Raw genomic sequence first — 12,202 nt, forward strand, 5'->3', positions numbered from 1 at the left:
GACGGCCTGTTCCAAACACAAAGGATAAAGGTATTTACCCGCAATGGGTACGAATTATTTACCGTAGTATGCTTTTAAATACATTTCTTTAATCTCACTCATAAGCGGATATCTTGGGTTAGCGCCGGTACACTGGTCATCAAATGCCTGCTCTACCATATCATCCAGCCTGTCTAAGAAGTCTTTTTCATCAACGCCGTAATCCTTGATGCAGGACTTGATACCAACAGTCCTCTTAAGCTCCTCAATCTTAACAATCAGCTTCTGAACTGCCTCAGCATCATCCTTGGCCTGGATTCCGCAGAACCTTGCGCACTCCGCATACCTTTCACGGGTATGTGGATATTGATACTGGGAGAAAGTACCCATCTTACGTGGATTCTCAGCTGCGTTAAAATCAACCACCAGGGAAATCAGCAGAGCATTGGCAACACCGTGTGGCAGGTGATGGAATGCGCCCAGCTTATGAGCCATGGAGTGGCATACGCCCAGGAATGCATTGGCAAACGCCATACCAGCCATACAGGAAGCATCCGCCATCTTCTGACGTGCCTCAACATTTGTAGGCTCATTGTAAGCGGTTGGAAGGTAATCAAATACGTTCTTCATGGCCTTAAGCGCAAGGCCGTCTGTATAGTCGGTTGCCATGACGGATGCATATGCCTCCAGTGCATGGGTCAGTACGTCAACGCCGGATGCGCTGGTCAGTCCTCTTGGCTGGCTCATCATATTGTCAGTATCAACAATTGCCATATTAGGCAGCAGCGCGTAATCTGCCAGAGGATACTTGATACCAGTCTCCTGGTCTGTGATAACGGCGAAAGGAGTAACCTCGGAACCTGTACCGGAAGAAGTAGGAACAGCAATGAAATATGCTTTCTCACCCATCTTCGGGAAGGTATATACACGTTTCCTGATATCAATGAAACGCATAGCCATATCCATGAAATCCACTTCCGGATGCTCATACAGCACCCACATAATCTTACCTGCGTCCATAGCAGAACCGCCGCCCATGGCCAGGATTACATCCGGCTCAAATTCTCTCATCAGCTTGGCGCCGGCCTGTGCATTAGCCAGTGTTGGGTCAGGCTGTACATCGGAGAATACGGTATATGTGATTCCCATTTCATTGAGACGGTCTGTGATGGCATGGGTGTATCCGTTCTTATACAGGAAGGAGTCTGTTACGATGAACGCCCTCTTCTTGCCTAAAACATCCTTCAGCTCTTGTAATGCTACAGGCAGACAGCCTTTCTTAAAGTAAACCTTCTCAGGTGCACGGAACCACAGCATGTTCTCTCTCCTTTCAGCAACGGTCTTAATATTCAGTAAGTGCTTAACTCCAACATTCTCAGATACGGAGTTGCCGCCCCAGGAACCGCAGCCCAGTGTTAAGGACGGAGCTAACTTGAAGTTATACAGGTCACCGATACCGCCGTGGGAAGAAGGAGTGTTGATTACGATACGGCAGGTCTTCATTCTTGCTGCATGCTTTAAAATCTTCTCTTCTTCATTTACATTCACATACAGGGATGAGGTATGGCCGTAGCCTCCGTCTGCCACCAGACGCTCTGCCTTATCCAGAGCCTCGTCAAACGTCTTAGCCTTGTACATAGCCAGTACAGGAGACAGTTTCTCATGGGCAAACTCTTCGCTGATATCCACAGACTCAACTTCGCCAATCAGAATCTTGGTATCCTCCGGAACCTCAACGCCTGCCAGCTTGGCAATGGTTGCTGCCTTCTGTCCCACAATCTTGGCGTTCAGGGCGCCGTTAACAATGATGGTCTTGCGCACCTTATCAATCTCGCCCGACTTTAAGAAATAGCAGCCTCTGTATTCAAATTCTTTTCTTACTTCGCTGTAAATGGATTCCATGACTGTCACGGACTGCTCGGAAGCACAAATCATACCGTTGTCAAATGTCTTGGAATGAATGATGGAGTTAACCGCCATCTTAATATCTGCTGTGTCGTCGATGATAACCGGTGTATTGCCGGCGCCAACGCCCAGAGCAGGCTTTCCTGAAGAATAAGCAGCCTTAACCATGCCGGGACCGCCTGTTGCCAGAATCAGATCCGCATCCCTCATAACCTCATTGGTCAGTTCCAGTGAAGGAACATCAATCCATCCGATAATGCCCTCCGGTGCGCCGGCCTTCACTGCCGCGTCCAGAACCACCTTGGCCGCTGCGATAGTACAGTTCTTAGCACGGGGATGTGGGGAAATGATGATTGCGTTCCGTGTCTTTAAGGCAATCAGTGTCTTAAAGATAGCTGTGGAAGTAGGATTAGTGGTAGGAATAACAGCTGCAATCAGACCGATTGGCTCGGCAATTTTCTTAATGCCGTATTCCTTATCTTCCTCAATCACACCAACTGTCTTGGTATCCTTGTATGCGTTATAGATATACTCTGCAGCGTAGTTGTTTTTGATGACCTTATCTTCAACCACGCCCATGCCGGTCTCTTCTACTGCCATCTTTGCAAGTGGAAGACGCATCTTGTCGGCTGCGCTTGCTGCTGCAAAAAAGATTTTGTCTACCTGCTCCTGTGTAAAGGTAGAAAAAGCTTTCTGCGCTTCGCGCATTGCATTCATTTTTGCATTCAGTCCGTCTACGCTGTCAATGATTTCCGGAACAACCTGCTCGATTTTCTTTGCCATTTCCTTATCCTCCATTTTCCTTGTGTTTGAATCAGTACATTTAGGCTGTACCTGCCTGTCAAGTCATTTTAAATTGTTACTCAATTGCTATTGATAATTAATTAACAATCTCACTGTTTGCATTATAAACCTTCGTTAAAAAAATGTCAATATGTAAATGAAAGATTTTATAATTTTTTTTAGGGGGGAAACCAGGGCAATCCTCAGACAAGAAAACAGCTATCCCCTATTGCCATAGAAGATAGCTGTAACTAAAAATCAAACATATTCCGAAGCTCTAATCATTGACTCAACCGAAATCCTTTAATTACTTATTAAAATAGGGGGTTCAGTCAAATCTTAAGCGCCTTCCTATAGATAACTTTTTAACAATTCAACCTTATCCAGTCTCTCCCAAGGCAGGTCCAAATCATTGCGGCCAAAGTGACCATAAGCAGCTGTCTGCTTATAAATCGGGCGGCGCAGGTCCAGCATCTTAATGATTCCGGCCGGACGGAGATCAAAATTGGAACGGATAATGTCCACCAGCTTCTCATTGCTCAATTTACCAGTTCCGTAGGTATCCACCATGATGGAGGTAGGGTGAGCAACACCAATGGCATAGGACAGCTGAATCTCGCACTTGTCAGCCAGACCGGCCGCCACGATGTTCTTAGCAACATAGCGGGCAGCATATGCAGCAGATCTGTCTACCTTGGTGCAGTCCTTTCCGGAGAATGCGCCGCCGCCGTGGCGCGCATAACCGCCGTAGGTATCAACGATTATTTTACGTCCTGTCAGACCGCTGTCTCCCTGAGGTCCGCCGATAACAAAACGTCCTGTAGGGTTGATGAAAAACTTTGTGTTCCCATCAATCATATGCTGAGGAAGTATCTCGTCAAAGATGTATTTTTTCACATCCGCATGAATCTGTTCCTGGGTCACGCTCTCATCATGCTGTGTTGACAATACCACAGCATCCAGGCGGACCGGCTTGTCATTTTCATCATACTCCACAGTTACCTGGCTCTTGCCATCTGGACGCAGGTACTTAAGCGTACCGTTCTTGCGGACTTCTGTAAGACGCTTAGCCAGCTTGTGGGCCAGGGAAATGGGATACGGCATAAATTCTTCTGTCTCATTGGTGGCAAAACCGAACATCATGCCCTGATCCCCTGCTCCGATAGCATCCAGTTCCTGGTCGGACATCTTGTTTTCCTTTGCCTCTAACGCCTTATTCACTCCCAGCGCAATATCCTGGGACTGCTCGTCAATGGCTGTGATAACACCGCAGGTATCGCAGTCAAAGCCGTATTTGGCACGGTCATAGCCAATCTCACGCACCGTCTCGCGCACCAGCTTCTGGATGTCCACATAAGCGTTGGTGGTTATCTCTCCCATAACCAGAACTAGTCCTGTTGTGGTGGCTGTCTCACATGCCACGCGGCTCATTGGATCCTGCTCCATCAGAGCATCCAGGATTGCGTCGGATATGGCATCGCACATTTTGTCCGGATGCCCTTCTGTTACGGACTCAGATGTAAAAAGTCTTCTCTCCATTTTAATCTCTCCTTCTTTCAGATAAATGATTAATAGCAGCTGTAACATCAACCATTTACAAAAAACAAAGTCCGCAGCAATTGCGGACTTGAAAATATCATTAAATCTTCAAATCCTCTTATTGCTCGACCAAGTATGCTCCATAGCATACTCCTCGCTCAGGCTGGCACCTTCCGGCCCTTTCGCATATCTTGCTGATATACTCAACCGGGGTTGCCGTGACTTCACAGGTCCTTTGTACCTCCATCACTCTGAATAAGGGATATTTACGAACTCTTTAATTGTAAAATGTGTTACCTTCCATATCTTATAGCAATTATATATATATGTCAATACTAAAATCCATCATTTCCTGTCTTACCTTATGGAAATCCTTCCCTGTCCCCCTGGATTTGCATACTCAGATGTCACGGAACCTCCCATTCTTCGGATATAGGAAGACAATATATCCACATCCACCATAACCTCATCCCGGATTACATTACATCCTTTAAACATGGTCATGCCGTCACCTCCCTGTTTCAGCATATAATTATGGGACGCTACGGTATACGTCTTGTTAAGGTCAATGGGTTCTCCTCCCACTTTAATGTCCATTACCCTGTAAGCACCGGACACACCGGTGAAATTCCCCTTGTCATCCGTCTGAACGCCGGACTTAACAGATGTGTCGATGGTGTAGGTCAAACCGGAAACCTGAAGGAAACCGCCGCTCTCCTCAGGACAATTCCTGGACGCCATCTCCAGCGCATCCTTAATCTGCTGTCCCGTGGCCTCTATGACACATCCCATATTCCCATAAGGGAACACGGCCAGGGTGTCGTTATAGGTAATGTTTCCCGGCTTAATAACGCTTCGGATTCCGCCTCCATTGCTGAGCCCGATATCAGCACCCAGCTCCGCACGGTAAGCATCTGCCGTCAAATCTCCCAGATTCGTCTCAGCGTTTCTGATAATACGATTCCCCGTGGCAGGATCATTGACTGTCAGCTCATATGGCGTGGTACCCAGAACTGTCTTTAATGTCTCATTGTACTGGTTCTCGATAGACTGGATAAACTGATAGGTCCCATAGTCTGCGGCCTTTCCGTCAGGATTAATATAGCTTTTGCCGGGAATCACAATATTAAGACCCACAGGAATCACGTCCGCATTCTTTATCTTATCCAGATTGCTGTTGTAAATATCGATCCAGCGGTTATAGCTGCCCAATTCCCTCTTCGCAATCCTGCTTAAGGAATCATGTTCCTGTACCGTATACTCCCTGTCCAGGTCCGCAGCAGGCACCTCTGATACCAGCTCTGTGCGTATGGATCCATCGGCAGATATGGTCAGCTTTCCGATATGATTCAGCTTGGTCCCCGTCTGGGTCAGAACCACATTCTGTCCGTTTTTATTCTTTACGTTCTCCGACGGGACCGTCTCATGGGAATGACCGTCAATACACGCGTCAATTCCCGTGGTATTGGCAATCACACTGGCGGAGGACCATTTCTGGGTAATGCCGTTTTCCCCGAGGTGTCCCGCCAGAATCACATAATCAGCTCCCGCTGTCCTGGCTGCATCCACGCTGGCCTGCACCTGATCGTACAGCTTTTGGCCGCTCTCGTCCTCACAGAAGGAATAAATATAATTGCCCTGGCTGTCCTGGAAATATGCCGGTGTGGATTTTGTAAAGCTTTCAGGCGTGGTAACGCCTACAAAAGCCACCTGAGTAGCCCCATATGTAAACATCTTATAAGGCGCAAAAACAGGCGCGCCTGTGGCACTGTCTATAAAATTGCAGGAATAATACCCACAATTTAATTTCCCGGCCAGCTCCAGAAATCTGGACATGCCATAGTCAAACTCATGGTTTCCAGGAACTGCAAAATCATATCCCACATAGTTCATGATATCAATAAGATACCCGCCGTCTGAAAGCGTGCCAATGGGCGCTCCCTGAATGGCGTCCCCTGTATCCACCAGGGTTACATACGGCGTCTGCTGCTGCATCTCCTTCTTATACAATGCCAGACCTGCATAGCCGATGTTGTCATCCACTCCGCAGTGGACATCATTGGTGTACAGAACCACGATATCCTTGTCCGCTGCCAGTGCCGTGACCGGACCGCCTGTGAGCGGCAGGCCCATCACCGTTACAGTGGTCAGGACAATTGCAAGAAACAGGCTGCGCAGCCATTTGAAGCTCTTGTTTTTCATGATTTTCCTCCTTATTATGTTTTTTTCAAAGGTTCCTGCCACCATCATATCATATTTAAGCGGATAAGTAAAAAACGCTGATAACGGTTCTAATAAGAAAATGGGGAAATCATCCTGCCTGTGGATTCTTTCCCCATTTTTTGCGTATCCTAGTCCGCCGCCTGATTTCTGCCTCCGGCATTTCGGTTATTCACTGGCCAGCTCGCCCTCATTCGCCTCTTCCCTGCATATCTCCTGCCCGGACTGATAATCCGTCACAGCCAGCTCCATTACGGCCTGGGAATAGTTCACGGACATCCTGACATATTTTCCTTTTTCCCTGGCTGCCTCAGATGCAATGCCCACAATCTGCTCCAGCACATCCCTGGTCAGATATCCTCCCCGCCAGTGGAATACATAATAGGGCTGTTTCTTCCTCAGCACAGCCTTAAAACGTCCCGCCACGTCCTCCAGCTTGGTCAGGGACAGCCTGTTTTCTTTATAATAAAACCTTCCCCCGTCTGTGCACGCAGGCACCTTATACACCAGGGGCTGATGGTCCTTAAATATCATCTTGTCGTCCAGATTAAAATAATCAAACCGCTTTTGTCCATACCGTCCCAGGGAATTATCAAAGGTCGCATCCAGATGGTACCATGTATTCTTCAATTTTACCAGATTCCATGCGTGACGGTACCGGATTCCCCTGTCAGGAGCTGATTCACTTATGGCTATCAGGCACTCCAGCCCCATCCTGTCGCACAGTATTTTCACGGTCTTGGCAATGCCTTCGCAGACGCCGATCCCCTGCTGGAGAGGCCCTATGATTTCATGGGAATACTGTTTTTTCAGCTTGTCATAGGTCACATTGGAGCAGATGAAGTCATGCACGTACTTTTCCTTTTCCTCCGGCGCCATTCCCTCTGCCTGACGGACCAGCCGGCTTATCCTGGACTCCAGGGCTGTTTTCATCTCTTTTATTTTCTTCTTCTCAAACATATATTCCGGAATCATCTGTACATACTCTGAATTCTGGGCAAACCTGTAGTGAAAGCCCTCCACATAAAATATGGCCGGATGGTCCAGGCGGAGCCGGAAAAAAATATCTGACAGCTCCTTACCATCCAAGCGCAGAACCGGAAATTCCGGCGACAGTGACTCAAATCCATCCAACATGGCCCTATAGGCGTTCTGCTGAGCTTTATTCATTTGCTGGTAATAAAATTCTTGTTTCATATTCGTTCCACATATCCTTCTTAAGTCTGTTTGTCCTGCCTCTGAAAGAAAAGGCAGGAACCATGCACCTTCCGGTACATCCTCCTGCCTTGTATTCTCTCCTGTTATCAACCAACCCTTAATTTAAACTTTTGTACTTCCCGGTCGGAATCTACTTTTTCAATCATAGCTCCCAATCCCTGAAGCTTTTCCTCAAAACACTCATATCCGCGCTGGATATAACCGATTTCATCCACCACCGTATACCCGTCAGCGGCCAATCCCGCAATCACAAGGGCTGCTCCCGCCCTCAGGTCCGGTGCATTGACCTGGGCTCCTGTCAGGCCTTTTACGCCGTCTATGACAGCCACATTGCCCTCTACCTTTATATTGCTGCCCATGCGGGCCAGCTCGTCCACATATTTGAATCTGTTCTCAAAAATACTCTCTGTCACCATACTGGTGCCGTTGGCCAGGACCAGGGCAACCGACATCTGAGGCTGCATGTCCGTAGGAAAGCCGGGATAGGGAAGGGTCTTTATATCCGTATGCCTCTGGGCAGGTTTTCCCACCACGCGTACAGCGTCATCAAATTCAATCACCTCACAGCCTATCTCCGTCAACTTGGCCGAAATGGCTTCCAGATGCTTGGGAATCACGTTCTTAACCATGATATCGCCTCTGGTGGCAGCTGCAGCGCACATAAATGTGCCTGCCTCAATCTGATCCGGTATAATGGAATACTCAGTGCCGTGAAGACGGTTCACTCCCCTGATACGAATTGTATCCGTACCGGCTCCCTTTATATTGGCGCCCATGCTGTTTAAGAAGTTGGCAACATCAACAATATGGGGTTCCTTGGCAGCATTCTCCAGGATGGTCTGTCCCTCTGCCAGGGCCGCGGCCATCATGATATTAATAGTAGCTCCCACTGACACCACATCCAGGTAAATGTGGCTTGCCACCAGGTCGATGGCATGGGCAATGACAGCCCCGCGCTCAATGGTCACCTCAGCCCCCAGTGCCCTGAATCCCTTGATATGCTGGTCAATGGGCCTGCTGCCGATATTACATCCCCCGGGAAGGGGAACCTGCGCGCTTTTATATTTGCCCAAAAGAGCTCCTATGAAATAGTAAGAAGCACGTATCCGGCGGATATACTCATCATCCACAGATACCTCGCTTATATTGCTTCCATTTATCTTTACAGTGTGTCGGTCAATCCGGTCAACCCTTGCACCGATTTCCTGAATCGCCTCTAACAGTACATTGATATCCCTTACATCCGGCAGATTATCAATCACCACATCATCGTCAGTCATGATAGAAGCAGCCAGTATTCCCAGTGCGGCATTCTTGGCTCCGCTTATGGTCACATCTCCCACCAGTGGATTCCCGCCTTTGATAATATATTGTTCCATTCCACACCTCTGATTTTTATTTAAACAAATCCAATATATAAGGAAAATACTCCTAAAGAAATCTTTAAAAATTTGTTCATAATTTATTTACATCTTCTTAGATTATACCATAAGAATCAGATTTGTAAAGTAAAACGAAAATGCACACCCTAAAGTACACTGTCTACTCCACTGCCAAAGCACACAGGAAATCATTCTGCAGGTTCTTGAAATACTCTGTGGCATCATTCAGCCCCATCTTCTGTGTCTCCTGGGTCTGAGGGTCATAGAGCGTCACATTGTACTGGTCGTAGCCGGATAAAAGCACGTACTGGCCTGATTCCACATAGGCAATCACAGGAATACCCTTGTCAATATAGTACAGTATCTGGCTCAGGCTGCATCCTCCTGCGTCAATGAGAATAAGTCCATCCTCATAAACGCGGCTTCCGTCAAATGAATCCAGATATTTTGTCACCTTCCTGGCCTCATCCACCGGGGATTTGATATTGCGTATGGGCTGCCTGTTGATTCTGTCCCACACAATATGCTGGCTGCTGTCCGTCACATACCCCATCTGCCCATAGGCCATCTCCACTGCCTGGCTGAAGGTTCTGGATGAACCTAAATAATGTCCGCCTCCGTATGCCCTGAATATCATGCTGTTATCAGATGATGCGGAAGCACTGCTTCCTGTATCCAGAACACTTGTATATTCATAAGAAAATGCCTTTGGCGCAGATGTACGGACCTCATTTCCGTGTATTTCCGAATCTGCCTGTACAAAATAAACCTTTCCCTTATCCTGGGAGGCAAACCAGCCGATTCCCTCCAATGGGTCCTTCTCAACCCTCTGGTTGCATACAATGGTATCCTCATTCTGATACAGATATTGGTTCTCACCCAATGGCACAAGCCGTTTCAGATGAATCCGTCCATCCTGTGCAACTACATCCGTTATATAAATGCCGTCCTTTCTGTATTCACTCTCCACCTGCATCTGCGTATCGACAATGTACATTGCATACATAGGCATACCCTTCATGCGGCCATTGACAATCCACTTATCCTTGGAACTGCTCAGTCCATATATCAAATCATTTCCAACAAATCCCAATACTCTGACATAATCATTTACCTCCCCTACGATTTCCTGTTTCTGGGAAGTATTAAAGTCCATAACATGGACCTTTTCGGATTCATAGAGGTTCTGGCCTTCCTGCCATGCAAACCGGCTGGCATCGCCGCTGACAGCATAGCTTCCCTCTGTCAGCCCCTGGGCCACTACCAGGGATTCATTGCTCTTGAGATCGATACCGTACACAGTACCCTGAAGCATAATATACATCATGTCATTCTCGCTGAGATAGGACAGTTTATCAATGTCTGCTTTCACCATATCATAGGATTCAGATGCAGGCAGGAAGAACTTTTCCTGTACCGTATCCTGTTCCTTATTATAGTGGTAATATACCACTCCCATCCGTCCTTCGTACTTCCCCCGGTTCATATATCCATACACCAGAAAATCCATAGAGCCGTCATCCTGCATGGACAATATCTTTATGTCGTGCCTGTCATAATTGCTTCTCACACCGTCGTCCGAATTGCTTCTGAACGAAAATGCGCACACCGCCTGCTTATCATCATAGTCATAGCACCACAGATCTCCTCCTGTTTTAAATGCCACATACTTGGATTTTGGACTCTTCATGGTTCTTACTTTGTTGTCATTTGTAATTCCAAGAAGAATCTTTTTACCTGAAAAAGACTGGTGACCTCCGTCAAACACTTCATTGGCATTGCGTTCGTAATTCATCAGGTAGATTCTCTGCTCATTCCATTTCATGGTAAAATTGTCTTCTGCGTCAACCATGGAACGTGTTCCGTCTTCCTCATTAATGGCTACCTGATACCGAATCTGGATTTGTCCCATAATGCCGTCAAACTCCTGGAGAGTCATCAGAGGCTCTCCCACCATCTCCACATCCAGGCCGTCCCATGTTAAATGGCTGAAGCTGGCCCTGATGGTAACATGCCCCAGTGAGCTGTTATCCTCTGTGTCATTGGTTTCCAGATAGGATACCAAATCTCTTGCCTGATTATAGTCCAGACTCTTCCTGGTAAACTCCTGGGCCAGTCTGACCATATCTGACGCATAAGCGTTATCCGGCCACATGATTCTGGTGTAATAATGCAGCTCCTTTTCTCCTGTGGACACGGTAATTGAAAGGAGATATGTCTCATTTCTGGCCAGCAGGTTTTGAATCGGGAGCACCGCGCTGACGCTTCCGTCCCCGCTTACCCAGTCTTCCACTTCTGTCCTCTCCACCAGCCTGTCCAGAGTAAGATTTCTCACTTCATAACTGATGCCTGTAATGGTATTTCCATACTCTTCAATCCGGATATTCAGCCCACGGTCTTCAGGCAGCACAGAGATACTCTCCCTGGCTGCCTGATTCCCCATATCCTGCATGTATCCATGCAGGCAATTGATTTCCTGACCGCCCAGCTGGGTATAAACCACTGGCAAAGACGGTTCTTCCATAGATGTATATACAGCTGATTCTTTTTCCATCGTGTTTCTGGCACTGATAAAATAAACTACCAGCGCTCCTATAAATATCAGGAACAAAATCCCTGCTTTTTGCAATATTTTTTTCATATGTGATTTTATCCTTTATACTGGTTGCTCTGTATCATTTCTATTTTATATAATATCCAGTAAAACTACAACTTAATCTTTTCGGAATTTTATTAATAATATCTTTGCTGCTCCTATAAGGCGCACAGACCTCTGGCACACCTTCTGTGGAACATTTCATTCAGCAGAAGTACCTTGACCATGTCTCTAAGCCAGGATGGCCTGTTTCCGGGTTTAGGTGGCGGAACCGGTCTGGGCGGCATTGGTCTGGGCGGCATTGGCGGTCTCGGAGGGGGAGGTGTTGGCCTGGGTGGCTGTGGCCTCGGCGGTCTCGGCGGGGGCGGAGGCGTTGGCCTCGGCGGCTGCGGCGGTCTGGGCGGAGGCGGCGTTGGCCTGGGTGGCTGTGGCGGTCTCGGCGGAGGCGGCGTTGGCCTCGGCGGCTGCGGCGGTCTGGGCGGAGGCGGCGTTGGCCTGGGTGGCTGTGGCGGTCTCGGCGGAGGCGGCGTTGGCCTCGGCGGCTGCGGCGGTCTGGGCGGAGGCGGCGTTGGCCTGGGTG

At 47.9% G+C, this 12,202-nt stretch carries 7 protein-coding genes and 1 riboswitch; all 7 genes read right to left on the reverse strand.

All coding sequences use genetic code 11. The features are described 5' to 3' along the window. Positions 1-54: 54 nt before the first annotated feature. Positions 55-2,667: a bifunctional acetaldehyde-CoA/alcohol dehydrogenase gene (gene adhE, locus LI015_RS10885; RefSeq protein ID WP_227124960.1), complete on the reverse strand. Its 2,613-nt coding sequence runs from the start codon at positions 2,665-2,667 to the stop codon at positions 55-57. A 351-nt stretch (positions 2,668-3,018) separates the two neighbouring features. Next, a complete protein-coding gene (gene metK, locus LI015_RS10890) occupies positions 3,019-4,206 on the reverse strand; it encodes a methionine adenosyltransferase (RefSeq protein WP_002569286.1) in 1,188 nt (395 codons plus the stop codon). Positions 4,207-4,321: 115 nt separating this feature from the next. Then, positions 4,322-4,468, reverse strand: a riboswitch (SAM riboswitch). A gap of 95 nt (positions 4,469-4,563) precedes the next feature. Beyond that, positions 4,564-6,408 (reverse strand): 5'-nucleotidase C-terminal domain-containing protein, encoded by a 1,845-nt coding sequence (locus LI015_RS10895; RefSeq protein ID WP_227124963.1) that lies wholly within the window; start codon positions 6,406-6,408, stop codon positions 4,564-4,566. A gap of 186 nt (positions 6,409-6,594) precedes the next feature. After that, complete coding sequence (locus LI015_RS10900; protein WP_227124965.1) at positions 6,595-7,623, reverse strand: transglutaminase domain-containing protein; 1,029 nt, start codon at positions 7,621-7,623, stop codon at positions 6,595-6,597. 107 nt (positions 7,624-7,730) lie between these two features. Next, entirely contained in the window at positions 7,731-9,023 is a 1,293-nt protein-coding gene (locus LI015_RS10905; RefSeq protein ID WP_002569289.1) for a UDP-N-acetylglucosamine 1-carboxyvinyltransferase, read from the reverse strand. Between the two features lie 163 nt (positions 9,024-9,186). Next, entirely contained in the window at positions 9,187-11,667 is a 2,481-nt protein-coding gene (locus LI015_RS10910) for a hypothetical protein (protein ID WP_227124967.1), read from the reverse strand. 213 nt (positions 11,668-11,880) lie between these two features. Then, positions 11,881-12,202 (reverse strand): hypothetical protein (locus LI015_RS10915; RefSeq protein WP_227124969.1); only part of this gene is annotated, 322 nt, incomplete at its 5' end.

Origin of the sequence: Enterocloster sp. 210928-DFI.2.20 (assembly GCF_020554465.1) — a bacterium.
GTDB classification, from domain to species: Bacteria; Bacillota; Clostridia; order Lachnospirales; family Lachnospiraceae; genus Enterocloster; species Enterocloster bolteae.

What these genes read in the sequence shown, in the direction of transcription:
- adhE (WP_227124960.1), bottom strand. Translation starts at nt 2,667, where the DNA reads ATGGCAAAGAAAATCGAGCAGGTTGTTCCGGAAATCATTGACAGCGTA.
- metK (WP_002569286.1), bottom strand. Translation starts at nt 4,206, where the DNA reads ATGGAGAGAAGACTTTTTACATCTGAGTCCGTAACAGAAGGGCATCCG.
- LI015_RS10895 (WP_227124963.1), bottom strand. Translation starts at nt 6,408, where the DNA reads ATGAAAAACAAGAGCTTCAAATGGCTGCGCAGCCTGTTTCTTGCAATT.
- LI015_RS10900 (WP_227124965.1), bottom strand. Translation starts at nt 7,623, where the DNA reads ATGAAACAAGAATTTTATTACCAGCAAATGAATAAAGCTCAGCAGAAC.
- LI015_RS10905 (WP_002569289.1), bottom strand. Translation starts at nt 9,023, where the DNA reads ATGGAACAATATATTATCAAAGGCGGGAATCCACTGGTGGGAGATGTG.
- LI015_RS10910 (WP_227124967.1), bottom strand. Translation starts at nt 11,667, where the DNA reads ATGAAAAAAATATTGCAAAAAGCAGGGATTTTGTTCCTGATATTTATA.